This window comes from Mycobacterium heckeshornense, assembly GCF_016592155.1.
Lineage (GTDB): Bacteria > Actinomycetota > Actinomycetes > Mycobacteriales > Mycobacteriaceae > Mycobacterium > Mycobacterium heckeshornense.
On sequence record NZ_AP024237.1, the window covers coordinates 4,526,068 to 4,551,425 of the forward strand.

Sequence of the window (25,358 nt, forward strand, 5' to 3'; positions counted from 1 at the left end):
GAAGACGACGACGCGGGCCGGGCGCCCGTCACCGCTGGTAGTGCGGCGCCTGCTGGCCGTTTCGCCCGGTGGGCGGGCGCTGGAGGGGTGCCGAGCGACCCTTGTCGGGCCGCGCCGGCTCGACCGGCGTCCGACGAACCGCATCGGCACGGGCCCCAACCTCGCCGCGGCCGGCGGCAGCCAGCGGGCGGCTCGGCGCGGCGTTGCGGCGGGGCGCAGGCTGCGACAGCTGCTGGGGCACCGGCGGCAGCACCCGCAGCAAGTCGTTGAACTGGCGCACGGTGCGCAGGCCCTCGTCCCATTCGGCCCGCCCGCTGGAGATCGGCATGCTCACCAATGTCCAGTTCTGCTCATTCCACATGATCTCGGCGCAATCGGGCGCGGTGTGCGCGAAAGTGACCATCCGCCGGTCGCAGGCGCGCCGCGCGGCGTCGAGATTGGTGGAATACACCATCCGCGGCCCAATCGCCCCGAGCAGCCAAATGTCGCTTTCGCGTGGCTCTTTCAGGCCTTTGAGCCGCAAGTCGACCACGACGTTGGTGCCCACCTTGCGGTGCAGCGCGATCACGGTGGCAACCTCTTCGAGGTCGAAAATGTAGACCGCCTCGCCGCGGATCTGCCCCAGCACGACATTGCGGGCCGGGACGTCACCGACGGTAGACATCACGCCGCGCGTCCAGCGCTTGGGCAGTTCGCTGTTCTCCGGTTCGTAGTCAAAGCCGTGGGAGCGCGCCCATGACCTACGCCGCCTGCCCCGCCCGCGACGCCGATCGATGTCGACGTACAGCAGCACCGCTGCACCGACGAAGCACAGCGCGGAGAGCGTAAACCACAGCGGGACCATCCCAGCTAGCGTATCTGCTGTTAGCCCCGAACCGGGAATGTCAGCAGGTCACAACCGAATGAAGGTTTGCTAGCCGCCCTCGCCGAGCAGACGCAGAATCGCACCCGCAAGGCCTTGCGGGTGCGATTCTGCGTCTTTCGCGGTCCGGCCGTTAGCCCAGGATCAGCGAATCGCCGTCCGGGCTGACGTTGACCGGCACCGTGTCACCGTCGTGCACCTGGCCGGCGAGCAGCATCTTGGCCAGCTGGTCGCCGATGGCCTGCTGCACCAGGCGCCGCAGCGGGCGCGCCCCGTAGACCGGGTCGAACCCGCGCTGCGCGAGCCAGCGCTTGGCCTGCAGCGACACCTCCAAGGTGAGCCGCCGCTGCGCCAGCCGCTTGCCCAGCTGCTCGAGCTGGATGTCGACGATCTGCACCAGCTCCTCCGGGTTGAGCCCGTCGAAGATCAGCACGTCGTCGAGCCGGTTGATGAACTCCGGCTTGAACGTCGCCCGCACCGCGGCCATCACCTGCTCCTCGCTGCCGCCCGACCCGAGGTTGGACGTCAGGATCAGGATGGTGTTGCGGAAGTCGACCGTGCGGCCCTGACCGTCGGTCAGCCGACCCTCGTCGAGCACCTGCAGCAGCACGTCGAACACGTCCTGGTGGGCCTTCTCGATCTCGTCGAACAGCACCACCGTGTAGGGCCGTCGGCGCACCGCCTCGGTCAGCTGGCCGCCGGACTCGTAGCCGACGTAGCCGGGCGGGGCCCCGATCAGCCGGGCCACCGAGTGCCGCTCGCCGTACTCGCTCATGTCGATGCGGACCATCGCACGCTCGTCGTCGAACAGGAACTCGGCCAGCGCCTTGGCCAGCTCGGTCTTTCCGACGCCGGTCGGGCCAAGGAACATGAACGCCCCGGTCGGTCGGTTGGGGTCGGACACGCCGGCCCGGCTGCGCCGCACCGCATCCGAGACCGCCTGCACTGCCTTCTTCTGCCCGACGACCCGCTTGCTCAACTCGTCTTCCATCCGCAGCAGCTTGGCGGTCTCGCCTTCCAGCAGCCGCCCGGCCGGGATACCGGTCCACGCCGACACCACCTCCGCGATATCGTCGGGGCCGACCTCTTCCTTGAGCATCATGGCCTCACGGGCCTGCGCCTGCGGCAGCGCAGCCTCGAGCTTCTTCTCCACCTCGGGGATGCGCCCGTAGCGCAGCTCGGCCGCCTTGGCCAGGTCGCCGTCGCGCTCGGCGCGCTCGGACTCGCCGCGCAGCGTCTCGAGCTGTTCCTTGAGCTCGCGCACGGTGTCGATGGCATTCTTCTCGTTCTGCCAGCGTGTGGTCAGCTCGGCCAGCTTCTCCTTCTGGTCGGCCAGCTCGGCGCGCAGCTTCTCCAGGCGTTCGCGTGACGCCTCGTCCTCCTCTTTGGCCAGCGCCATCTCCTCGATCTCCAGCCGGCGCACCAGCCGCTCGACCTCGTCGATCTCGACCGGGCGGGAGTCGATCTCCATGCGCAACCGCGACGCGGCCTCGTCGACCAGGTCGATGGCCTTGTCCGGCAGGAACCGCGCGGTGATGTAGCGGTCGCTCAAAGTGGCCGCCGCGACCAGCGCCGAGTCGGTGATCCGCACACCGTGGTGCACCTCGTAGCGGTCCTTCAGGCCGCGCAGGATGCCGATGGTGTCCTCGACCGACGGCTCACCGACGTAGACCGGCTGGAAGCGCCGCTCCAGCGCGGCGTCTTTTTCGATGTGCTTGCGGTACTCGTCGAGCGTGGTCGCCCCGACCAGCCGCAGCTCGCCGCGGGCCAGCATCGGCTTGATCATGTTGCCGGCGTCCATCGAGCCTTCGCCGGTCGCGCCGGCGCCGACGATGGTGTGCAGCTCGTCGATGAACGTGATGATCTGCCCGGCGGAGTTCTTGATGTCCTCGAGCACCGCCTTGAGGCGCTCCTCGAATTCGCCGCGGTACTTCGAGCCGGCCACCATTGAGCCGAGGTCCAAGGCGATGATGGTCTTGTCGCGCAGGCTTTCCGGCACGTCGCCGGCGACGATGCGCTGGGCCAGGCCCTCGACGATCGCGGTCTTACCGACGCCGGGCTCACCGATGAGCACCGGGTTGTTCTTGGTGCGCCTCGAGAGGACCTGCACGACACGGCGGATCTCGGTGTCACGGCCGATGACCGGGTCGAGCTTGCCTTCGCGGGCAGCGGCGGTCAGGTTGGTGGAGTACTTCTCCAGCGCCTGGTAGGTGGCCTCGGGGTCGGGGCTGGTGACCCGGGCGCTGCCGCGCACCTTGACGAACGCCTCCCGTAACGCTTGCGGGGATGCGCCGTGGCCGGTCAGCAGCTTGGCGACGTCGGAGTCACCGGTGGCCAGGCCGACCATCAGGTGCTCGGTGGAGACGTACTCGTCGTCCATCTCGGTAGCCAGCTGCTGGGCAGCGGTGATCGCAGCCAGCGACTCGCGGGACAGCTGCGGCTGCGAGCTGGCCCCGGTGACCTGCGGCAGCCGGTCGATCAGGCGCTGAGCTTCAGCGCGGATGGTGGCCGGTTCGACGCCGACTGCCTCCAGCAGCGGCGCGGCGATCCCGTCGTTCTGCGTCAGCAATGCCATCAGCAGATGAGCGGGCCGGATCTCGGGATGCCCGGCGGCCGATGCCGCCTGTAGCGCCGAGGTCAGCGCCGCCTGAGTCTTGGTGGTCGGGTTGAAAGAGTCCACGACACCTCCATTCGGATACTTGAAAAATGCTTGTCGTGTACTCCAACGCCGTCAAGGTTGAGTCTGTTCCGCTCAAGTTTGGTGAATTCTCAGCACCGACTGTGCAGCTTGTGGTGCCCAAACCCGCGTGACGGCACCCATAAGCCGCACAGTCGACGCGCTTATTGGCGCGAACCCGCTCGGCGCCGCGGCGGAGAGCACTGGTCGGCCTCGGTGACGGTGGGGTCGGCAGCGCGGGCCATGTCGAAGCGCTCGGCGATCGCGACCACAGCCCGCTCGCCGCCGAGCAACATGTCGAGGATGTCGCGGCGGGTCGGGTTGGCACATGGCAATGATCGGCTACCGTTCTCGCGTGGCAACCGGCTGGAGTTCGGAGTTGACCGGGCTTGTTTCCCTCGCGCTGGTGATCGCGCTGTCGCCGTTGTCGATCATCCCCGCGGTGCTGGCGTTGCAGGCGCCGCGAGCGCAGGCCAGCAGCCTGGCATTTCTGGCCGGGTGGCTGGTGAGCCTGGCCGCCCTCACGGCGATCTTCCTCGCGGTTTCCGGCCTGCTCGGCGGCCTGCACAAGTCGCCGCCGACGTGGGCGTCGTGGCTGCGCATCGTCGTCGGGGCGGCGCTGATCGTCTTCGGCGTCATCAGGTGGCTGACCCGCCAGCGCCACACTGCGACACCGGGCTGGATGCGGTCATTGACCGAGCTTACTCCCGCACGCGCGGTGATGACGGGCGCAGCGTTGGCGGTACTGCGACCCGAGGTGCTCTTCGTTTGCGCGGCAGCGGGTTTGGCGATCGGCAGCGCAGGGCTGGGTGTCACGCGCGCGTGGGTATCGGCGGCCATCTTTGTGACGGCAGCTGCGTCGACCGTGGCCATCCCGATACTGGCCTACGCCGCTGCCGGTGAGCGGCTGCGCCATCCGATTGCCCGCATCAAAGAGTGGATGGAGCGTCACCACGGCGCGCTGGTCGCGGGAATCCTTGTTGTGATCGGAATCCTAGTGCTGTACAAGGGAATTCACGCTCTGTAACAAGATCGTCAGCCGACGATCGCCCACGTCTGCTTTGCGACAGCGATCGCCGGACGTTGCATCGCGGGCCTAAAATCATCGCCCGTGGGCCTAGACGACCGGGATGCGCTGCGCGTCTTGTATGCCGCGTTCAGAAAAGGGCCTGCGTGTGACGAGATGATCCGCCGCTTCTATAGCCGCTGGTTTGCTCTCGACGTCTCGCTGCGCGACAAGTTTCCGCCCGATATGGCCGGCCAGCGCGCCGCATTCGCGCACGCGCTGAACTGGGTGTACGGCGAGCTGGTGGCCCAGCGCGCAGAGGAGCCGGTCCAGTTTTTGGCCCAGCTGGGAAAAGACCACCGCAAATACGGTGTCACCGAAGCGCATTACGAGACGCTGCGTGAGGCGCTGTATGCGACGCTCCGCAGCGATCTGGCCGACGAGTGGTCCGACGCCGTCGACGAGGCCGCTCGCCAATCGCTGAACCTGATCACCGGGGTGATGAGCGGTGCCGCTGACGCCGACGATGGGCCCGCCTGGTGGGACGGCACGGTGATCGAGCACCTGCGAGTGTCACGTGACCTGGCGGTGGTGCGGCTGCAGCTGGACCGACCGCTGCACTATCACCCGGGCCAGTACGTCAACGTTTCGATACCGCAATGCCCGCGGCGGTGGCGCTATTTGACCCCGGCCATTCCGCCCGACGAGAGCGGTGCCATCGAGTTCCATGTCCGGGCCGTTACCGGTGGTCTGGTCAGCACCGCGATCGTGGGCGAAACGCGGCCCGGAGATCGCTGGCGGCTGTCGAGCCCGCACGGTGGGTTGCAGGTCGACCGCGACGGTGGTGACGTGCTGATGGTGGCCGGCAGCACCGGGCTGGCGCCGATGCGCTCGATCATCATGGACCTCGCCCGCTGGGCCGATAACCCGCGGGTGCACGTGTTCTTCGGTGGCCGCTACCCGTGCGAGCTCTACGACCTGCCAACACTGTGGCAGATCGCGGCGCAAAATCCGTGGCTTTCGGTCTCACCGGTGTCGGAGTACACCGCCGACCCGCCGTGGGCGAGCGAATATCCCGATGTCACTCCGCCACGCGGGTTGCACGTGCGTCAGACCGGCCGGCTGCCCGAAGTGGTGACGAAATACGGCAGCTGGAGCGATCGGCAGATCCTGATCTGCGGCGGACCCGACATGGTGCAGGCCACCAAGAAGGCGCTCATCGCGAAAGGCGCACCGCCGGAACGTATTCAGCACGACCCGCTCTGTAGCTAGATCGCAGCGCACTAGGCTGGCGGGCGTGCACATCGTCACGCTGCGCGACCCGTCGGCGCCGGTCGTGGCACGCTACGCGCCCAGCGCCGGCATGATCGGCATCTCGCTGACCGATTCAGGCGTTGAGCTGCTGGGTCAGCGCGGCGGTCTGGACGCCTACCTGGCGGCGGGCAAGACGATGGGCATTCCCATCCTCTACCCATGGGCCAATCGGCTCGGGGAGCGCCGCTACCGAGTCGGCGGCCAGGAAGTCACGCTGGAACCTGACGCGTTCGGTGTGCGTACCGACCCCAACGGCCTGCCGATCCACGGGCTGCTGGCCGGCTATCCGCGCTGGCGGGTAATGACGGAATCGGCGAACGAGCTGACGGCCGAGTTGGACTTCGGTGCCGACTCGGCGCTGTTAGCCAGCTTTCCCTTTCCGCACCTGCTGGTGGTGCGGGTCAGGCTCGCCGACCGGTCATTGACGGTCCGCAGTACGGTGTCGGCGCTGGGAAAACCGGTGCCACTGTGCTTCGGCTTTCACCCGTATCTTCAGGTGCCCGAGGCGCCGCGCGCCCAGTGGGTCATCGAGACCCCACGGCTGCGGCACCTGTTTCTCGACGAACGCGGTCTGCCGACCGGGGACGTCGCAGAGCAACCGCCAATTCATGAGGCGTTGGGCGACAAGGCTTTTGACGACAGCTATGACGAGGTGCCCGACGGCGCGGTATTCGCGGTCTGCGGCGGCGGACGCCGCATCGAGGTCCACTTCGAACAGGGCTATCCGGCGGCGCAGATCTTCGCTCCGGCCGGTGAAGACGTGGTGTGTTTTGAGCCGATGGCCGCACCCACCGATGCGCTGCGTCGCGGCGGCTACCGATGCGCGCAGCCCGGTCACCCCGCCGTCGCGGTCTTCTCCATCCGCGTCTAAAGCGTGTCGAACAACTGGCTGCGGTCGAGTCGTCGAAGTAGTAGGGCGATTTGGCTGAGGTAGAGGAAGCCTTCGTGTGCGGCCAGGGTGGTTTCGTAGTGACGGTCGATGCGGCGGCAGTGGTTGATCCAGCCGTTGGTGCGTTCGACGACCCAGCGTCGGGGTTGGACGATGAACCCGCGGCCGGGTTTCGGCCCGGAGATCACCTCGACGGTGACACCGGCTCCGGCAGCGGCGCTGATCACGGCCCGCCCGGTGTAGCCCTTATCCACCCACAGGTGGCTGATGGTGGGGGCGACCCGCCTTGCCTTGCGCAGCAGCGTCGGGAATGCAGCCCGGTCGGTCACGTCGGCTGGTGTGACGATAGCGGCGACCAGCACACCGGCGGAGGCCAGCAGACACAGGCGCTTGGCCCTTGCCAAGATCTCCTGCCAATTGCCGCGAACATCAGGCACAACGCGGGTACCCTTAGCAAATTGCGGGCAGGAGGGACAGGTGAGTCCCGGCGAAAACAGTGCCTCGATCGACGAATTGCTGGACCGCGCGGTGCGGGCCATAAATGCCGGCGACCGTGCGACCGCGACAAGCTTGGCCGGGCGGGTTCTATCAGCCGACCACGGCAACCCTGAAGCCGAGGATCTGCTGGCCACCCCCGACCGCTACGGTGAAATCCGCCGACTGGCAATCATGTTCGTTGATCTGGTCGACTCGACGGCGCTGTCCACCCGCTTGGAACCAGAGACGTACCACACGGTGGTCGGCCGTTACCGCGATGAGGTGCGCCGAATCGTGAATCGATACGAGGGCCACATCAGCTCGATTAAGGGCGACGGACTGTTAGCGGTGTTCGGCCATCCCATTGCGCATGAGAACGACGTGCGGCGTGCCGTCGCTGCAGGGCTGGACATCACCCGGCTCGTGGCGCGGCTCAGCGAGCAGGCGCAACGCAAGTTTGGGGTGGCGATCAATGTGCGCGTGGGCATCCACCGCGGCCTGGTCTATCTCGACACCGATCAGGACGACGTCTACGGGTTTGCCGTCAACCTGTCGGCCCGCCTCTGCGCCGTAGCAGAGCCGGGCATGGTGACGGTGTCAGATGCGGTCGCACCGTTGGTGTCCGATTCGTTCGAACTCGAAACGCACGCACCTGTCCCGGTGAAGGGTGTCGAGGGCTTGATCGGCCATTGCCACGTGCTCGGCGAGCGGGCGGAAGCAACTCCGCTGCAGTCGCCGCCACTGATCGGACGTGAGCGCGAGCGCATTTGGCTGCAGCAGAGCTGGCAGCGGGCCTGCGCTGGAGCGCTGAGCACCCCCGGTGTGATATTTCGGGGTGAACCGGGAATCGGCAAGACCCGGCTGGCGACTGAGGCGGCCGAATTGGTCCGCAGCGCGGGCGGGTCGGTGATCGAGCTGTTCGGCTCGCCGCTGCATACCGACACCGGCCTGCATCCGGTGCGCAGGCTTGTGGAGCGCCGCTGCGGCATCACCCGACACACCGACGGCCGCGATCGTCTGCAATTACTACAAGCCGAACTAAGCGCCCACGGAATGGATCCCCACAGCGCTGTTCCATTGCTAGCGCCGGTGATTGGCGTCGGCCCCGAACAAGGCTACCAGCCGGCGGCCGTGGAAGGCCGAACACTGTACGAATTGATTGCCGCGACGGTTCGGCGATACGTGCTGGCCTGCATCGGTGATCAAAGCGGATTGCTGGTCGCCGAGGATGTGCACTGGTTCGACCCGTCCACCCTCGAGCTGCTCAACTGCCTGCTCGCGGCGGCGGATGGGCGTCTGCTGGTGGTCGTAACCGGACGTGACGGAGATTGGCTGCGAACCGATTGGCCGGTAACACTTTTCGATCTTGCGCCGCTGAACGATGAGCAGTCCGACGCGCTAATCAATGCGTTGGACCCCTCAGTGACCGACGCCCAGCGGACCGCAGTGCGTAACCGATGCGACGGGATACCGTTCTACATCGAGCACGTTGTCGGCGAGCTCGACGGAGCCGAGTCTGGAGTGCCGGAGGCACTGTACGAGCTGCTGTTCGCCGGGCTGCCGCACTCCCACTCCGATGTCGCGCGTGTGGTGGGGGCGGCCGCCGTGATTGGGCGCGCAGGCGATCTCCACTTGCTTCGTTCAGTGGTCGGATGCGATGCCGGACAGGTTGACGACGTCGTTTCCGAATTGGTGCGAACGCGTGTGTTCGAACGACGCGGGGCCGACGGCTGGCGATTCCGCCACGAGTTGCTCCGGGAAGTCGCGGCCGAGCTACCACCGCCGTCCCTGCGCCGTGACCTGCATGCACGCGCGGCCTCCGCATTGGCCGACGCGGCGGCCCGCGTCGAACCGGATTGGGGTGTGGTGGCAGCCCACCTCGAGCAGGCGCAACGATACGACGATGCCGTGGACGCTTATCAGAAGGCGTCGGCGAGCGCCCGGCGGCGCGGTGCTCTCCCAGAAGCGCTGGCTTACTTAACGACCGCGCTCAGCGCGCTTGCCAGCTGCGCTGCGGGCTCGACGCGGGACCACAAGGAGATCGCGATCCGGTTGGAACGCGCTTCCTTGGCGGGTGCCACGCAAGGCAGCCAGGCCGGTGAGGCACCCGCCGATTTGCAACAGTGCCTGCAGTTGGCGAGCGGCGGCAACTACGAGGATGGGTTGTTCGCCACGCTCACCGCACTGATCAGCTACTACGTGCCGCGCGCCGAACTGCGCCGCGCGCATGAACTGCTTGACTCGCTGTCTGCCCGCATCACCAAGGACCGGCCCTGGAGCTATCCGGCCATCGCGTCATCATTGGGTTGCGTCACCTGGCTGGAAGGTGACTTCACCGCCGCACGCGCACACCTGTTGCGGGCGTTGGCCGATCGTTCTGCCGCCGATCCTCGGGTCCTCGAAACTGCTTGGTGGGTGGCCGTCGACCCAATTTCGTCGGCACACGTCTTCCTGGCGCTGACGCATATGCTCTGCGGAGACCTCGACCATGCCAACACAGAGTTGACCGAATCACGGCGGCGCTGCGAGGACTTGGGGTTTCCGCAGAATGCCCACAACAGGGCACATACGTACTTCATGGAAATCTGGATCCGACTAGAGAGCGGCCAACTCGAGCAAGCGGCCACCCTGGCCGCGGAGCTTCGCAGCCAAAGCGAGCGGTCGGGGCTCGACTTGTGGCGTTTGGTGGGCGCCACCGAACACGCCACGGTCAAGGCGCTGGCCGCGCTGGGTTCGGGCGCCGACACTGCCACGCTGACCGGCCGCGCCGAGAAGATCGCCCGACTCGTGGACGGATCGCGCTTACTACACCTCAACAGTTACTTGACGTTTCACGACGCGGTCATCGGCCGCCTGCTGATTGCGGCGGGCAAGTTGACGAAAGCACGCGAGCGATTGGAGATGGCGCTGCGGCATGCGCACGAGACGGGCATGCACTTCCACGACGCCGAGTTGATGCGGTTGCGCGCACACACCATGACAGACCTGACCTGCCGCCGTGATGCGCTGGGTGCCGCGCTTGAGTTCGCCCGTCGCCAGGGCGCGACTTTATTCGAAATGCGTTGTCTTTTAGACTTTTTCGACCTTACCGACGAAGGGAATACTTCCGAGCTGGCCGACGCTGTCCGGCGCTTCGCTGGTGACGCTCGTTGGCCGGAATTCGCACGGGCGCAAGCGATTCTTACGTGATCCGCCGTCGCTACCTGATTTTCCTGGGGCGCTGGGAGATTTCTTCGAGCGTCCGAATATTGCCCGCAACATCGGTACTCTCATGCCTGGCGACTGCGCTGATGATCCTGGGGAACGGTGTCCACCGCTCGGGCGGATGCAGATACCAGGAACTCAGCGCGGCTGTCCAGGCCTGCTGGTGCAATGACTTCTCCGGCGCGCTCAGCGGGTTCATCGCCATGTAAATCGCGAAAAGCCAAGCCCCTTCACGCAATTTCGTCAACGCACGCTGGAGGAGACGCACCTGGTACGGCATCAGCCAGCGGGTCCAGCGAAGATCCGGGGAAAGCCGCTCGACGACTTTGACAATGTCCGGAATCTGCAGGCAGAGCAGGTCGTTGACGCGGCTGTAATCGTTCTTGAGCGCCTCCAGCGACCTGGGCGCCACCTTCACGAGCGCGTGGCCGAGATCGAAAGTGATGTGCGCATTCAGTCCGGCCATCATGTGTTGCACGATGATTGCCTGACCGTCCTGATCACCGACAAACGCGACCTCCCAAGGCAACGTCAGGCCTTGGTAGTGCCCCCGATAGAAGTAGGCATTCAGCGCGTCGAAGTAGCGTTGGGCAAACGCGACATCGAGGTCTTGCATGCGACGTCCGTCATCGAATTTCCCCTCGTTGATCGCTTCGCGGATGGCGAGGGTGACCCGCCTGTACAAAACAGCGAAGTACCCGATGCCACTTTTGGCTTTCATCGACCAGCTGATGATCTGATCGATATTGCGCAAAACATCGTCGATGGTGCTGGGTTGTTTGAGTCGGCCCAGCGGCGGTTGGGGGCTAGGAGGCAGGGCGGCAGTCATCTCAGTGGGACCTCCCGTTCAATCCGATCGACACGCTGTCCGTCTTTACAGCGCGGGTCGCCCCAAGCGTCGCGACCTTGCACCGCTCGGGTCTCGAGCGGGCTGATCCGTGCATCACGCCGACAGCTCCCAGCTGCGGGCGAGGTGATCGGGTATGTTGAACGGCGCCCGCTGCCCACCTCGTTGAAGCCTGAACAAACCGTGTAGCAAGTCATGCCCGAATGGGCGAACTAGGCGCGACACAAGTTGGTAGCGCGGGGAGCCACGCTCGCTCCGTCCGAAGACGTGGACGAAGAACCAGTTGCTGATACGCGCGAGCCGCCCGAGGTCGTCGACGAGATCGGATGACGGCACGAGCAGCAGGTCGGAGACCTCGTCGCCGATCAGGTGCCGGATCAGCGGAGGGATCGTGTCGTCGAACCGGTGGAAGGGCGTCATCTCGTCAAGCAGATCGAGCAGCGCCTTGGTCATCGCCTGCCCTTCACGCGACGCCTGGAACTGCCTGCGCCGTATCGTCGCGACCAGCGCGGCGGCATCGTCGACGTCGCGCACGAGCAGCTCGTCCCGGATGCCCATCAGGTGGCCGATGACGTTCCAGAGATGCAGGTACGCCTCGACATCCTGGGCGGACGCATGCACGCCCAGCCGCCGCAACGGGTCGGCAACGACATACGAGAACGCCAGGAGAGTCCCGGCGAGGTCCTCCTGGTTGATCGGTGTGCCCCACGCGGGATCCCACAGGCCGGGCTGCTGCTGGTTGCGGGCTTCGATCAGGTGGCGCACAGCGGCATGCATCAGGCGGACCCGCTGGATGGTGCGCCGCCCCTTGCCGTGTTCGTCGAGGCCGCCCATGCTGAGCGCGTCGATCAGGAACTGGCCGGTTTCCATCACACGCCGACGCGCATCGGTATCGAGCCGGGCGGTCAGATACAGGACCTTGACGCCATTGGCCGCCGCGTACGACGACGGCAGAGACGCACAGAACAGGCAGATTGCGATCTGCACGCCCCATGTCTCGAATAACTGCTGCCCACGCTTGATCTTGCGCATGTCGGCCCACGGCGGCAGGGAGACAGTCTGGGCCAGGTAGGCCTGTATCTCCGCGGGCAGCCCCGCCGCGACCGGCTGGTCGTTGCGCACCAGCGTGCGCAGGATCGCGTTGACGTCGGCCACGCCTCCCCGGTCGAGTACGGCCGCGACGGGTATGTCCGCTACCGGATCGCCTAGCTGCCGCATGCGGTCGAGCAGCCCGTCGGTCCATCTGCCCGCCATGCCGACAGCCTTGCAGATGTTGCGGGCTCGCCGTGGCCTAACGGCGCGGTTTCCACACCACGAGAGCGGTGCTCTTCGGCACCAGCGCGATGTCGCGTCGCTGGTTGGCCCGCAGGCGTTCGACCTCCTCGGTGAGCTCCTTGAGCCGGGCCTGCAACGCCTCCACCTGGTTGGTCAGCTCGATGATGCGTTTGATACCGGCAAGGTTGACGCCCTCGTGCTGGGAGAGCCGCTGCACCTCACGCAGCAACTCGACGTCGTGTTCGGAATAGCGGCGCCCCCCACCGGAAGTGCGCCGCGGACGGACCAGACCGAGTCGGTCGTAGGTCCGCAACGTCTGAGCGTGCATGCCGGCCAGCTCGGCCGCCACCGAGATCAAGAACGTGCGCGATTCGTCTTTCTCAGCCATCAGCGATTACCTGCCCATCCGGCTCTCGGGTCGAAGCCGCTGGCCCGCTCCGCAGCGGCGTACGCCTCCAGTGCCTCCTTGGCGGAGCCGTCGAGGTTCGGCGGCACCGCAACCTTGACCGTCACCAGCAAGTCGCCGCTGCCGCCGCCGCGCTTGGGTATACCGCGACCACGTACCCGCAAGATGCGCCCGTCCGCAGTGCCCTTCGGCACCCGAACACCGACCCTGCCGTCCAATGTGGGCACCGAAAGTGTTGTGCCCAAAGCAAGTTCACTAAAGCTCACCGGCACGGTAACGGTGAGGTCGTCCCCCTCGCGGCCAAACACCGGGTCCGGGCGCACGTGCACCGTCACGTAAAGGTCGCCCGAGGGTGCGCCGCGCAGCCCGGCCTCCCCCTGTCCGGGTAACCGGATGCGCTGACCATCCTCGACGCCCGGCGGAATCCGCACGTTGATCGTGCGGGTCCGCGTCGTGACACCCGTTCCCTTGCACTGGGTGCACGGGTGCTCGATGATCGACCCGCTGCCGCGGCAGTCGGTGCAGGGTTCGGAGAACCCGAAAGCGCCCTGGTTGCGGCTAATTACCCCAGTGCCGTTACATGCCGGGCAGACTCGCGGGCTGGTCCCCGGCCGCGCGCCGCTGCCATGACAGTTCGTGCATGGAGCCGGGCTGGTGAGCCGCAGCGGCATCGCCACACCCTTGGCGGCCTCCACAAAACTGAGCTCGGCTTCGGTTTCGAGGTCGTTGCCGCGACGCGGCCGGCTCGGCCGGGGCGAGGCTCCACGACCGAACAGGCCCCCGAACAGGTCGCCGATGGTGCTGCCGCCGGTCTGGCTGGCGGCGTCGAACAAATCGCTGAGGTTGAACTCGACGCCGTCGCCGCCCATGCCGAAACCGCCGAAGTTGGCCCCGCTGAAGCGGCGGCCGAACCCGCCAGTGCCGGCGAACAACCGTCGAGTTTCGTCGTACTCCTTGCGTTTGGCCGGGTCGGACAGCACGCTGTGCGCTTCCGACACCGCCTTGAACCGTTCTGCAGCGCGAGGATCGTTGCGGTTGGCGTCGGGGTGCAGTTCGCGCGCCAGCTTGCGGTAGGCGCGCTTGATCTCGTCTTGGCTGGCATCAGGGGAGACGCCTAGCTCCTTGTAGAAGTCTTTCTCGACCCATTCGCGTTGGGCCACACCGCGTCACCCCCTTCCCGCCTTCCTCTGGCTTCCGATGAAGTTGTGCACCGCCGGCCGCGGTTAGTCGGCCGGCGGTTCTGCCTCTGCGGGCTGCTCCCCCGCGGTCGCCTCGGTATCCGACCCGCTCGCTGTTTCGGCCACTGCGGGAACAGCTTCAGCGCTCTCGGTCTCCGCGGCAACGTCGGCACCATCCTCGACGACGGTGTCGACGACGACCACCAACGCGTGCCGCAGGACTTGGTCGCCGAGCTTGTAGCCCTGCCGCAGCACACTGCCGATCACCGGCTTGGTGCCCTCCGCGCCGTCGCCCTCGTGCTGGACGGCTTCGTGCAGCACCGGGTCGAAGTCGTCGCCCTCGGCGCCGAACGCGCTCAACCCCAGTCCGCTCAGCGCGCTGGTCAGCTTGTCGGCGACCGACTTCAGCGGACCCGATTCCAGGTCGCCGTGGCTGCGGGCGCGGTCGAGATCGTCGAGCACGCCCAGCAATTGGCTGATGACCATGGCCTTCGCCCGGTCGGCGGCCGCCTGCTGGTCGCGCAAGGCGCGCTTGCGGTAATTGGCGAAGTCGGCCTGGACTCGCTGCAGATCAGCGGTCAGCTCGGCGACTTTGTCCTCGGCCACCGCCGAGGCTGGCGCCGGGCCCGGTGCCGAAGCAGCCGGCGCCTCCGCCGCTGTCGGCGCGCTGGACGCCGACCCGGAGTCGACATGGCGCACCTCGCCGGTCTCGGGGTCGATTCGCCGCTTGTCGGTGACCGTTACCTGTTCGCGTGCATTACCTTCTGTCACTTGGCCTCCCGGTCATCGTCGACAACCTCCGCGTCAACGACGTCCTCGGCACCGCCGGACCCGTCGCCGCTGGTGGCGCTGGCTCCGCTGGCGGCCTGCGCGGCCTGGGTGGCCTCGTAGATCGCCTGGCCGAGCGCCTGCGACTCGCGGCCCAGCTTTTCCATCGCCGACTTGATCGCGCCGATGTCGGTGCCCTCCAACGCCTTCTTGGCGTCGGCGACCGCGGCGTCGACCTTGCTGAGGACGTCGGCGGGAACCTTCGAGCCGCCCTCGGCCTCACGCTGCTCGCGGACGAACTTCTCGGTCTGGTAGACCAGCGTCTCGGCCTGGTTGCGGACGTCGGCTTCCTCGCGGCGCTTGCGGTCCTCTTCGGCGTGTGCCTCGGCGTCCCTGATCATCCGGTCGATCTCTTCCTTGGACAGGGCCGAGCCTTCCTGGATACGAATCGTGTTCTCCTTGCCGGTGCCCTTGTCCTTGGCGGTCACGTGCACGATGCCGTTGGCGTCGATGTCGAAGGTGACCTCGATTTGCGGCACGCCGCGCGGCGCCGGTGGGATACCGGTCAGCTCGAAGGAGCCCAACAGCTTGTTGTGCGCGGCGATTTCGCGCTCACCCTGATAGACCTGGATCATTACCGACGGCTGGTTGTCGTCGGCGGTGGTGAACGTCTCGCTGCGCTTGGTCGGGATCGTGGTGTTGCGTTCGATCAGCTTCGTCATCACCCCGCCCTTGGTCTCGATGCCCAGGCTCAGTGGCGTAACGTCAAGCAGCAGAACGTCTTTCACCTCACCCTTGAGCACACCGGCCTGCAGCGAAGCACCCACTGCGACAACCTCGTCGGGGTTGACGCCCTTGTTGGGCTCCTTGCCGCCGGTGAGTTCCTTGACCAGATCGGTCACCGCGGGCATCCGGGTCGAGCCGCCGACCAGCACGACGTGGTCGATGTTGGCCACCGAGATGCCGGTGTCGGCGATCACCTGCTGGAACGGCTTGCGGCAACGGTCCAGCAGGTCTTGGGTGATCCGCTGGAACTCGGCCCGGGTCAGCTGTTCGTCGAGGAACAGCGGATTCTTGTCGGCGTCCACGGTGATGTAGGGCAGGTTGATCGACGTGCTCGGCGACGAGCTCAGCTCGATCTTGGCCTTCTCGGCCGCCTCCTGCAGCCGCTGCATCGCCATCTTGTCCTTGGTCAGGTCGATGCCGGTCTGCTTCTTGAACTTGTCGGTGAGCCAGTCGACGATCCGGTGGTCCCAGTCGTCACCGCCCAGGTGGTTGTCACCGGAGGTGGCCCGGACCTCGACCACGCCCTCGCCGATCTCCAGCAGCGACACGTCGAAGGTGCCACCACCGAGGTCGAACACCAGGATGGTCTGTTCCTTTTCGCCCTTGTCCAGCCCATAGGCCAGTGCGGCCGCGGTCGGCTCGTTGATGATGCGCAGCACATTCAAGCCGGCAATTTGACCCGCTTCCTTGGTGGCCTGGCGCTGGGCGTCGTTGAAGTACGCCGGGACGGTGATCACCGCATCGGTGATGTCTTCGCCCAGGTAGGCCTCGGCGTCGCGCTTCAGCTTCATCAGGATGCGGGCGCTGATCTCCTGCGGGGTGTACTTCTTACCGTCGATCTCGATCTTCCAGTCGGTGCCCATCTGGCGTTTGATGGAACGCACCGTGCGCTCGACGTTGGTCACCGCCTGGTTCTTGGCGGGCTGACCGACCAGCACCTCACCGTTGCGCGCAAACGCGACGATCGAGGGGGTGGTCCGGGAGCCCTCCGAGTTGGCGATGACGGTGGGATCGCCGCCCTCGAGGACACAGATGACGGAGTTGGTGGTCCCGAGGTCGATTCCGACCGCACGAGCCATGGTGAATCCTCCCTGAGTAGTCGAGCTTCTTCACTGCACTATGCTGAGTGAACCCCGCTCAAGACTAGTGTCAGCCCGGGTAATGCTGTCAACCCAGGCTTGAGCCTGGCACACTCAAGTTGTCGATCGGAGTAACGGCGCGGGCGGGCCGTTTGTTCCCGGCCCGGCGCGCCCCGAGCCGCGCACCGACACCGAGGTCGGGGCGGCGCGCGGTGGACGCGCAGCGTCAGCGTCCCCGCGCCGACCACCCTCGCCAGCGTCCGGCTGGCCAGGCCGGGCGGCCGCTCAGCGACGGCTGTCGGATAGCCTTGCAACCAATCCGTTTCTCCGCAGTGCCCGCCTTGCCGCGGTGCACCAAGCCGCACGATAGGAAGTTGATGTCACCGCCGCCCCGCACTGGACCCGCCGTCGGGGCCGGCGCACGCGACTTGCTCACCCGCGAAGATGCCGGCTACCACCACGACCTGCATCGCCGGCAGCTGCAGATGATCGCGATCGGCGGCGCCATCGGCACCGGGTTGTTCCTCGGCGCGGGCGGACGGCTCGCTTCGGCGGGGCCCGGCTTGTTCATCGTCTACGCGGTCTGCGGCGCCTTTGTGTTCCTGATCCTGCGGGCACTCGGCGAACTCGTGTTGCACCGCCCGTCGTCTGGCTCGTTCGTGTCCTATGCCCGCGAATTCTTCGGGGAGAAAACTGCTTTCGTCGCCGGCTGGATGTACTTTCTGAACTGGGCGATGGCGAGCATTGTCGACAGCACGGCTATCGCGAACTACCTCCACTATTGGACGGCGCTAGAAGTGATTCCGCAGTGGACGCTTGCGCTGATCGCGCTGCTGGCGGTGGTGTCGGTGAACCTGATCTCCGTCAAGGCCTTCGGCGAGTTCGAGTTTTGGGCCGCGTTGATCAAGGTGCTGGCGCTCATCACTTTCCTGGTCGTCGGGACCGTATTTTTGGCCGGGCGCTTCCAGGTCGACGGCCAAAGCACCGGCTTCGGCCTGTGGCGCGACAACGGGGGCTTGTTGCCGACCGGGCTGTTACCGCTGGTCCTGGTCACTTCAGGTGTCATATTTGCTTATGCCGCAGTCGAATTGGTCGGCACCGCCGCCGGGGAAACGGCGGAGCCGGAGAAGGTCATGCCCCGCGCGATCAACTCCGTGGTGCTGCGTATCGCAATCTTCTACGTCGGCTCGGTCCTGCTTTTGGCGCTGCTGCTGCCCTACACCACGTACAAACAACACGAGAGCCCATTCGTTACGTTTTTCTCCCACATCGGTTTTTCCGGCGCCGGCAGCGTGATGAACCTCGTGGTCGTCACCGCGGCGTTCTCGAGCCTGAACGCCGGACTGTATTCCACCGGCCGCATCCTGCGGTCGATGGCAGTCAACGGCAGCGGCCCCAAGTTCACCGCGCGGATGTCGAAAAACGGTGTGCCATACGGGGGAATCCTGCTCACCGCCACGATCGGGCTGTTCGGTGTCGTACTCAACGCCGTCAAGCCCGGCCAAGCCTTCGAGATCGTGCTGAACATCGCCGCAGTGGGCATCATGGCGGCGTGGGCCACCATCGTGGCGTGCCAGCTGCGCCTCTATCGCCGGACAAAGGCCGGCCTGATGCAGCGGCCGCGATTCCGGATGCCGCTGGCCCCCTACAGCGGCTACGTCACCCTGGCTTTCCTGGCGGGTGTGCTAGTGCTGATGGTGCTGGACGCCCAGCGAGGTCCGTGGATCATCGCCACTCTGGTGCTCGGCATTCCCGCACTCGTCGGCGGCTGGTTCATCGTCCGCAACCGGGTGACGGCGGCGGCCCAAGGATTCGCCGGCCCGACAGTCGATGCGGTCAACAGCGATTCCCCTGTCGCACAAGATATCCCAATGGCCGCCCCGGTCGTCGTCGAACAGGCGGCAGAGCCCGACGATTGACCCGAGGGCATCGAGGCCGAAATTCAGGGTCGCAGTCGTTAGCGCTGACGATTACCTCGCGGACGTCGCCACTGCGTCGCCGTCTTCCCACAGCAGGAGTTGGCGCACCGCCGGGCGCGGTCCGTACGGGCGAAGCATCTGGCTGGCGGGGCGCGGCCGCACTCGCTGCGGCCACCAGAACCAGCGGCCCAGCAAGGTGGCGATCGACGGCGTCATGAAGGCCCGCACGACCAGTGTGTCGAACAGCAAGCCCAGCGCGATGGTGGTGCCGACCTGGGCGAGAATCACCAAGGCGCTGAACGCGAAGGTCGCCATGGTGGCGGCAAACACCAGACCGGCAGAGGTGACCACCGAACCAGAGCCGGCCATCGCGCGGATAGTGCCCGTCTTCAGTCCGGCCCCGATTTCCTCTTTGAACCGCGAGATCAGCAGCAGGTTGTAGTCGGATCCGACCGCCAACAGCAGGATGACGGCCAGCGCCAGCACGACCCAATACAACTGGATGCCGAGAAGGTCCTGCCAGACCAGCACGGACAGCCCGAACGAGGCGCCCAGCGACAGCGCGACCGTCCCCACGATGACGATCGCGGCAACCAGGCTTCGGGTGATGAACATCATGATGAGCATGATCAGGCTCAATGCTGCGATGCCGACGATCATCAGGTCATATTTGACCGAATCCTGGATGTCCTTGTAGGTTGCCGCCGTTCCGGCGAGATAGATGTGGGACCCCTCGAGAATCGTCCCTTTCACCGCCTCTTTCGCGGCGTTCCTGATCAGGTCGACGTGCTTGATGCCCTCCGGGGTCGCTGGAATACCTTCATGGGTGATGATCATTTCCGCGGCCTTGCCATCCGGCGACATGAAGAGTTTCACACCGCGCTTGAAATCGGGGTTCGAGAAGACCTCCGGAGGCAAATAGAATGAATCGTCAATTTTGGCCTTGTCGAAGGCTTGTCCCATCGCAGCCGGATTGTCGTTCGCATACGCCGACTGGTTGTTGATCCCGGAATTAGTAGCGTAGTTCGAGAGCGTCAATTCCAGATTCGTCATCTGGCTGTCGATCTGGGGCGGTATCAGCGCCACCAGTCGCGGCTGGAGCGCATCCAATTTGTCCAACGACGCCGTGATGCTGGCGAACTGGTCGGCGAGTTCGTCGATGCCGTCGATCGCGTCGAAGACGCTTCTCAGCGCGAAGCAAACCGGGATGTCGTAGCAGTGCTTCTCCCAGTAGAAGTAACTGCGAATCGGTCGGAAGAAGTCGTCGAAATCGGCGATCTTGTCGCGGAGTTCGTTGATCGTCGCGATCGTGTCGTGAAAGCTTTGAGTCTGCTCGTGCGTCGCGGCGGCACTCTGCTGTTGGAGGGCATATTGCTGGCGCAGTATGTTGATCGTTTTCCTCAGCTCGCCGGCCTGCTTGAGCAGATCGGCAGCGCGGTCTTTCTGGTATGTCAGGTTCATGACTTGGCCGACGCTTTGCTGACTGAGTTGAAACGGTATCGAGCTGTGGTCGAGCGGCGTTCCCAAGGGCCGGGTGATCGCCTGCACCTTTGCGATACCCGGAGTGTGGAAGACGTTTTTGGCCACCCGCTCCAGCACGAGCATGTCGGCGGGGTTCCGCAGGTCATGGTCCGCTTCGAGCATCAGCAGCTCGGGATTCAGCCGGGCCTGCGAGAAGTGCCGCTCGGCAGCCGCATATCCGACCTTGGCCGGAGTCGCTGCGGGCAGATACGGCTTGGAGTCATAACTTGTTTTGTATCCCGGCAAGGTGAGCAACCCGATGAGTGCGACGGCGATCGTGACGGTGAGAATCGGCGCCGGCCAGCGCACGATCGCGGTGCCGATGCGTCGCCATCCTCGGGTCCTCATCGTGACCCTCGGTTCGAACAGACCGAACCGGCTGCCCACCGCAAGAAGGGCCGGGGCCAGGGTCAGCGCGGCCAGAACGCAAACCAGCATCCCCACCGCGGCGGGAACGCCCATCGAGTGGAAATAAGGCTGGCGCGCAAACGTCAGGCAAAAGACCGCCCCGGTGATGGTCAGGCCCGAACCCAAGACCACGTGGGCGGTGCCGTGAAACATGGTGTCGAAGGCCGTCTTTCGATCTTCGCCGGCTCCCCGCGCCTCGTGGTATCGGCCGAGCACAAATATCGCGTAGTCGGTGCCGGCGGCAATCGCCAGCAACGTAAGGATGTTGACGGCGAAGGTCGAAAGCTGGATCAAGCCAAGGTTCCCCAGCACGGCCACGACTCCCCGCGCCGACACCAGTTCGACAAGGACCGCGAATAGCACCATCATCGTGGTGATCACAGACCGGTAGACCCAAAGCAGCATCAGCACGATCACTAACAGGGTGATCAGGGTTACCTTCAGCAATCCCTTGTTGCCGACCTGGAATTGATCGGTGATCAGTGGCGCCTGGCCGGTGACATAGGCCTTGACCCCGTTGGGCGGAGACGTGTGCTCAACGATGTCGCGAACCGCGTTGACGGATTCACCCGCTAACGCGTCGCCTTGATTGCCGGCAAGATACACCTGAACCAGGGCCGCCTTGCCGTCGTTGCTCTGCGACGCGGACGCGGTCAGCGGATCTCCCCAGAAATCCTGGATGTGCTCGACATGTTTCGTGTCCGCCTCGAGCCGACGGATCATCGTGTCGTAGAACCGGTGAGCATCGTCGCCAAGCGGTTTATCGCCCTCCAGCACGATCATCGCCGCGCTGTCGGAATCAAATTGTTTGAACACCTTGCCGATGCGTTTCATCGCCTGAAACGCCGGCGCGTCAGGGGAACTCATGCCCACCTGATGCGCTTCTGCTACGGCTTCCAGTCGCGGTACCGCGATGTTGGTGACGGCGGCCACGCCCAGCCACAACAGGATGATCGGCACCCCAAGCCGGCGGATGCTGTGGGGTACGGCGTCGTGATTGCTCATCCGGACTTGTCCAGGCAGAACGTGTAGGCGTTCACTTCGTTGACAATCCTCTCGTCCTTGACCTCGTCGTTGATGATGATCCGGCAGCCGAGTGTGCCGCTGTTGCCTTGCGCGGTCAGGTTGGCGATCACCGCGGGGTCTGTGGTGGTGGCCTCGTACTTCCACGGCAGTGGAGCGTGGTCCACTCGCTGCGGCGCGGCGTGGATGTCCTGGTAGTTGATGGTCGCCACCGCCCCGCTGTCACCGAAGACCTCGTAGACGACGTGCTTGGGGTTGAACGGGACGCTCTCGTTGAGCACGCCGGTCGGAGTGGACGTGTCGTTGTGCGATCCGAAGATGCCGTGCAACCGATAGACGCCGAGCCCGGCGACAGCGACCACCGCCGCCGCTACCAGCACCATCCATCTGCGTCTCACCAGACGCGTTAGTGAAATCCTTTGCACGCGTTGGCCTTCCGGCACCGATGACACATCGCTAGTCAGGGCCGTCCTTCCCGGCGCGGTGCGCCGGGAAAGACGGCTATAACAGTACGGTACGGGACCGGACACTACAAGGGATGGCGCGGTCTGCGCCGATGATTTGCTCACTGGTCGCGCCGCCGTTCTGTAGCGTGGAGAACTATTCGGAACGAGTCCAAACAGTTTTAGGTGGGCAATGAACGACGTCGTATCGATACGCAGCCTGTGGGCGCGCCGACTCAGGTCAGCGGTGCCCGCCGGCCTTCGACTCCTCGGTGCTGCGGTGACCGCGGGCGCGGCCGTGGTCAGCGCGTCCGCCGCGCCCGCGTTTGCACAGCCGTGCCCGGACGTCGAGGTGGTGTTCGCCCGCGGCACCGCCGAGCCGCCGGGCGTGGGCGGTGTCGGACAAGCATTCGTCGACGCGCTCAACGCGCAAGTCGGGTCGAGGTCGGTCAGTGTGTACCCGGTCAACTACGCGGCCAGCAGCGATTTCGGGGCAGGCATCGACTTCGCCAGGACCTTTGTCGACGGGCTCTATGACGCGGGTGCTCATATCACGTCCACGGCGGCGAACTGCCCCAACACCCGGATCGTGCTCGGCGGGTATTCGCAAGGCGCGGCGCTGGCCGGGTTCGTCACTTCGGCTGCCATACCGAAGGAAGTACCTGCCCAGTACGTCGAGTACCTGCCCAAGCCGCTGCCGCCGCAGATCGCCAACCATGTTGCGGCGGTGACGCTCTTCGGACGACCCTCGAATCAGTTTCTGACCGAGAACGGCGCACCGCCGATCACGATCGGCCCGGCGTATGCGCCCAAGACCATCGACTTGTGCGCTCCCGATGACGCGATCTGCAATGGTGCGCCCGGCGGCCAACCGTCCTTCGCGCACCTGGCGTACCTGACGAACGGCATGACAAACGATGCCGCAGCCTTCGTCGTGAGTCGCCTGTGACCGGTTAGCCGATGGGCCGCGTGAGGCTCGGGATGATCACATCGTCGACCAGGGCCTGCACGGTCTGAGGGGTCGGCGGCCGGCCGGGGATGATGGACCGGAAGATGAGGTAGCCGGGCAGCAGGTCCCAGAGCTCGTCGCTGATGGCGGCCGCGTCGATCTCGCCGCGGTCGACGGCTTGCTGCAAGACATGGCGGATCAAGGCTTTTCGCTGGTCGAGGAACTCGTGCTGCATGACGTCGTTCAGTGCGCGGTTACGCGACGCTTCGACAAGCACCGCACGTATCGTGGTCGCGTGCTGGGCGGCCTGCCTGCAGATCACCTCGCCGAGCCGCAGCAAATCACCGCGCAGCGTGCCGGTCTCGGGTGCGACCGCAACCTGGCGGATGCCCTCGATGAACGCGGCCAACACCAGTTCGGCTTTCGACGGCCAGCGCCGGTAGACGGTGGCCTTGCTGGCCCGAGCGGTGGCCGCCACGGCGTCGACCGTCAATCGGTCGTAACCGTGTTCCTGTAGCAGCTGCAGTGTCACCGCGAGCAGCTCCGTCTCCCGAGGGGACCAGGGTGTGGGCGCCTCGGCGGGATCGGCGATTTGGGTCACAGCGCCCACGATAGAACCCTTCCGGTAGTACAGGCCAGTACCGTACCGTTTGGTTGCTACGGTTCGTCGATGTCACGTCCGGTGGCTAGGTCAGTGCAGTCGACGTTTTCGACGTCGTCGCGGCCGCGCAGGAATGCGGCCGCCCCCTGGTCTCCGCGGAGGGTGGCTAGCACAGCCGGCCAGTGTCGGCGGGCCAGCACGGCCGGATGCCCGGGCCGGTCGTTGAAGTAGGCACGAGCAAGTCCGCTCTGAGATGCCAAGGCGCGCTTGAGAACTCGCGCGACAACGGCGGCTCCGACGTCGGGGGTGTCAACGACATGCAGCACGGCGTAGTCGGCTTGCAGCAAGTGGGCGTGCGCCAAAGCGGTGCGCACCGAAGCGCTGAGACCGTCCCGCCAGCCGGGCGCGCTGATCGCCGTGACACCCGGTGGTGGGGGCACCTCGGCCGCGCCGAGCACCAGGATGACGTCGTCGCAGCCACCGTCACGCAGGGCCGTCACCGCGGTGGTCAGCCAATCGTCGACAAGGACTTTCGGTTTGCCATACCGTCGTCCGGCGCCCGCGGCCAGCACCACCCCGACGACGCGCGCGCTCATCGGATGGCGTCATGGTGGATGCGGCCGTCGATTTCGGTCAGCGGGCGACCGCCGCCACCCCAGCAGCGCGCGATGATCTCCGCGGCAATTGACACCGCGGTTTCCTCGGGTGTGCGGGCACCGAGGTCCAGCCCGATCGGGCTGGCCAGCCGGCGCAGTTCGGCCTCGGTCAGCCCCGCCTCGCGCAGCCGATTCAACCGATCTGCGTGTGTGCGGCGAGATCCCATGGCCCCGACGTAGGCGAGCTGCGGAAGCCGAAGCGCCACCTGCAGAACCGGGACGTCAAATTTCGGATCGTGGGTCAGCACACACACGACCGTGCGGGAGTCGATCTCGCCCTGCTCGGCCTGGGCCCGCAGGTAGCGGTCGGGCCAGTCGGCGATCACTTCGTCGGCGTCGGGGAAGCGCGCGGCGGTGGCGAACACCGGGCGAGCGTCGCACACGGTGACCCGGTAGCCCAGGAACACGCCTTGACGGGCCAGCGCCGCCGCGAAGTCAATCGCGCCGAAGATCAGCATCCTCGGCGGCGGAGCGTGGCTGGCGACGAACACCTCCATCCCGGCGTCCTGGCGTTGACCATCCGCACCGTAGGTCAGCACGGCGGTCCGGCCCGCCGCGAGCAGTCCCCGGGCGTCGTCGATGACCGCGGCGTCGGCGCGCACCGAGCCGACCGAGCCGTCGGCCGAGTCGGCGGTGAGCACCAACCGCCGTCCCACCCGGGCCGGGTCCGGATGCGCGATGACGGTGGCCACGGCGGTCGGGCGGTGGGCGGCGATGTCGTCGGCCACCGCCTGCAGCTGCGGAAAAGTGCGCCGCGACACCGGTTCGGCGAACACCTCGATCTCCCCGCCGCAGGTGAGCCCCACCGCGAACGCATCGTCGCCGCTAATGCCGTAGCGCTGCAGCTCCGGACGCCCGGTTCGCATCACGTCGGTGGCCAGCTCGTAGACCGCCGCCTCCACACAGCCCCCCGACACCGAGCCGGTAACCGTCCCGTCGGGGGCGACCATCATCACCGCACCCGGCGGCCGCGGCGCCGAGCGCGTGGTGCGCACCACCGTCGCGACACCGGCGGTTTCGCCGGCGCGCCAGATCGGCAGCAATTCGGGCAGTACCTCCCGCACCCGCGC

21 protein-coding genes are annotated in these 25,358 nt (G+C 66.0%); 6 read left to right on the forward strand and 15 right to left on the reverse strand.

Annotated elements, in window-relative coordinates; all coding sequences use genetic code 11:
* Window positions 1–28: 28 nt before the first annotated feature.
* The 3 genes from ttfA to MHEC_RS21890 form a co-directional block, all read right to left on the reverse strand.
* Window positions 29–844 (reverse strand): trehalose monomycolate transport factor TtfA, encoded by an 816-nt coding sequence (gene ttfA / locus MHEC_RS21880; protein WP_048889438.1) that lies wholly within the window; start codon window positions 842–844, stop codon window positions 29–31.
* A gap of 151 nt (window positions 845–995) precedes the next feature.
* Entirely contained in the window at window positions 996–3,542 is a 2,547-nt protein-coding gene (gene clpB / locus MHEC_RS21885) for an ATP-dependent chaperone ClpB (RefSeq protein WP_048889437.1), read from the reverse strand.
* 161 nt (window positions 3,543–3,703) lie between these two features.
* Entirely contained in the window at window positions 3,704–3,874 is a 171-nt protein-coding gene (locus MHEC_RS21890; protein WP_235434704.1) for a hypothetical protein, read from the reverse strand.
* A gap of 20 nt (window positions 3,875–3,894) precedes the next feature.
* Between MHEC_RS21890 and MHEC_RS21895 the strand changes: the two genes are divergently transcribed.
* The 3 genes from MHEC_RS21895 (at window position 3,895) to MHEC_RS21905 (ending at window position 6,730) form a co-directional block, all read left to right on the forward strand.
* Window positions 3,895–4,566, forward strand: coding sequence for a GAP family protein (locus tag MHEC_RS21895; RefSeq protein ID WP_048889649.1), 672 nt, complete (start codon window positions 3,895–3,897; stop codon window positions 4,564–4,566).
* Window positions 4,567–4,650: 84 nt separating this feature from the next.
* Window positions 4,651–5,817, forward strand: coding sequence for an FAD-binding oxidoreductase (locus MHEC_RS21900; protein ID WP_048889436.1), 1,167 nt, complete (start codon window positions 4,651–4,653; stop codon window positions 5,815–5,817).
* 25 nt (window positions 5,818–5,842) lie between these two features.
* Window positions 5,843–6,730, forward strand: coding sequence for an aldose 1-epimerase (locus MHEC_RS21905; RefSeq protein ID WP_048889435.1), 888 nt, complete (start codon window positions 5,843–5,845; stop codon window positions 6,728–6,730).
* Here MHEC_RS21905 and MHEC_RS21910 read toward each other — a convergent pair.
* On the reverse strand, window positions 6,727–7,185 hold the full coding sequence (locus tag MHEC_RS21910; protein ID WP_048889434.1) for an IS5/IS1182 family transposase: 459 nt from the start codon (window positions 7,183–7,185) through the stop codon (window positions 6,727–6,729). The two genes, MHEC_RS21905 and MHEC_RS21910, sit on opposite strands and share 4 nt — an antisense overlap.
* Before the next feature lie 40 nt (window positions 7,186–7,225).
* On the opposite strand from MHEC_RS21910, the gene MHEC_RS21915 reads away from it, so the two are divergent.
* The gene (locus MHEC_RS21915) at window positions 7,226–10,414 is read left to right on the forward strand and encodes an ATP-binding protein (RefSeq protein ID WP_048889433.1); all 3,189 of its coding nucleotides are present in this window, start codon (window positions 7,226–7,228) and stop codon (window positions 10,412–10,414) included.
* Window positions 10,415–10,424: 10 nt separating this feature from the next.
* Here the strand turns inward: MHEC_RS21915 and MHEC_RS21920 are convergent, their stop codons facing one another.
* The 6 genes from MHEC_RS21920 to dnaK all read right to left on the reverse strand — a co-directional run bounded on the left by MHEC_RS21920 (window position 10,425) and on the right by dnaK (window position 16,768).
* The gene (locus tag MHEC_RS21920) at window positions 10,425–11,258 is read right to left on the reverse strand and encodes a DUF5995 family protein (RefSeq protein ID WP_048889432.1); all 834 of its coding nucleotides are present in this window, start codon (window positions 11,256–11,258) and stop codon (window positions 10,425–10,427) included.
* A gap of 114 nt (window positions 11,259–11,372) precedes the next feature.
* On the reverse strand, window positions 11,373–12,530 hold the full coding sequence (locus tag MHEC_RS21925; RefSeq protein ID WP_048889431.1) for an oxygenase MpaB family protein: 1,158 nt from the start codon (window positions 12,528–12,530) through the stop codon (window positions 11,373–11,375).
* Window positions 12,531–12,567: 37 nt separating this feature from the next.
* The gene (locus tag MHEC_RS21930; protein WP_048889430.1) at window positions 12,568–12,939 is read right to left on the reverse strand and encodes a heat shock protein transcriptional repressor HspR; all 372 of its coding nucleotides are present in this window, start codon (window positions 12,937–12,939) and stop codon (window positions 12,568–12,570) included.
* Complete coding sequence (gene dnaJ / locus MHEC_RS21935) at window positions 12,939–14,117, reverse strand: molecular chaperone DnaJ (RefSeq protein WP_048889429.1); 1,179 nt, start codon at window positions 14,115–14,117, stop codon at window positions 12,939–12,941. Before dnaJ ends, MHEC_RS21930 begins: the two co-directional genes overlap by 1 nt.
* A gap of 63 nt (window positions 14,118–14,180) precedes the next feature.
* On the reverse strand, window positions 14,181–14,906 hold the full coding sequence (gene grpE, locus MHEC_RS21940) for a nucleotide exchange factor GrpE (RefSeq protein WP_048889428.1): 726 nt from the start codon (window positions 14,904–14,906) through the stop codon (window positions 14,181–14,183).
* Complete coding sequence (gene dnaK, locus MHEC_RS21945) at window positions 14,903–16,768, reverse strand: molecular chaperone DnaK (RefSeq protein ID WP_048889427.1); 1,866 nt, start codon at window positions 16,766–16,768, stop codon at window positions 14,903–14,905. The genes grpE and dnaK overlap by 4 nt, the downstream gene beginning before the upstream one ends.
* Window positions 16,769–17,145: 377 nt before the next feature.
* Here dnaK and MHEC_RS21950 point away from each other — a divergent pair, with 377 nt between their 5' ends.
* A complete protein-coding gene (locus MHEC_RS21950) occupies window positions 17,146–18,687 on the forward strand; it encodes an amino acid permease (protein WP_048889426.1) in 1,542 nt (513 codons plus the stop codon).
* A gap of 51 nt (window positions 18,688–18,738) precedes the next feature.
* Here the strand turns inward: MHEC_RS21950 and MHEC_RS21955 are convergent, their stop codons facing one another.
* A complete protein-coding gene (locus MHEC_RS21955; protein ID WP_048889425.1) occupies window positions 18,739–21,621 on the reverse strand; it encodes an MMPL/RND family transporter in 2,883 nt (960 codons plus the stop codon).
* A complete protein-coding gene (locus tag MHEC_RS21960) occupies window positions 21,618–22,022 on the reverse strand; it encodes an MmpS family transport accessory protein (RefSeq protein ID WP_048889424.1) in 405 nt (134 codons plus the stop codon). Before MHEC_RS21960 ends, MHEC_RS21955 begins: the two co-directional genes overlap by 4 nt.
* A gap of 253 nt (window positions 22,023–22,275) precedes the next feature.
* On the opposite strand from MHEC_RS21960, the gene MHEC_RS21965 reads away from it, so the two are divergent.
* Window positions 22,276–23,031: a cutinase family protein gene (locus MHEC_RS21965; RefSeq protein ID WP_048889423.1), complete on the forward strand. Its 756-nt coding sequence runs from the start codon at window positions 22,276–22,278 to the stop codon at window positions 23,029–23,031.
* Between the two features lie 4 nt (window positions 23,032–23,035).
* Here the strand turns inward: MHEC_RS21965 and MHEC_RS21970 are convergent, their stop codons facing one another.
* The 3 genes from MHEC_RS21970 to MHEC_RS21980 are packed head-to-tail and all read right to left on the reverse strand — an operon-like array spanning window position 23,036 to window position 25,352.
* Window positions 23,036–23,644 carry a TetR/AcrR family transcriptional regulator gene (locus MHEC_RS21970; RefSeq protein ID WP_048889422.1) on the reverse strand — a complete coding sequence of 203 codons (609 nt, stop codon included), beginning with the start codon at window positions 23,642–23,644 and terminating at the stop codon, window positions 23,036–23,038.
* Between the two features lie 44 nt (window positions 23,645–23,688).
* On the reverse strand, window positions 23,689–24,228 hold the full coding sequence (locus MHEC_RS21975; RefSeq protein WP_048889421.1) for a nucleotidyltransferase family protein: 540 nt from the start codon (window positions 24,226–24,228) through the stop codon (window positions 23,689–23,691).
* The gene (locus MHEC_RS21980; RefSeq protein WP_048889420.1) at window positions 24,225–25,352 is read right to left on the reverse strand and encodes an XdhC family protein; all 1,128 of its coding nucleotides are present in this window, start codon (window positions 25,350–25,352) and stop codon (window positions 24,225–24,227) included. Before MHEC_RS21980 ends, MHEC_RS21975 begins: the two co-directional genes overlap by 4 nt.
* Between the last annotated feature and the right edge of the window lie 6 nt (window positions 25,353–25,358).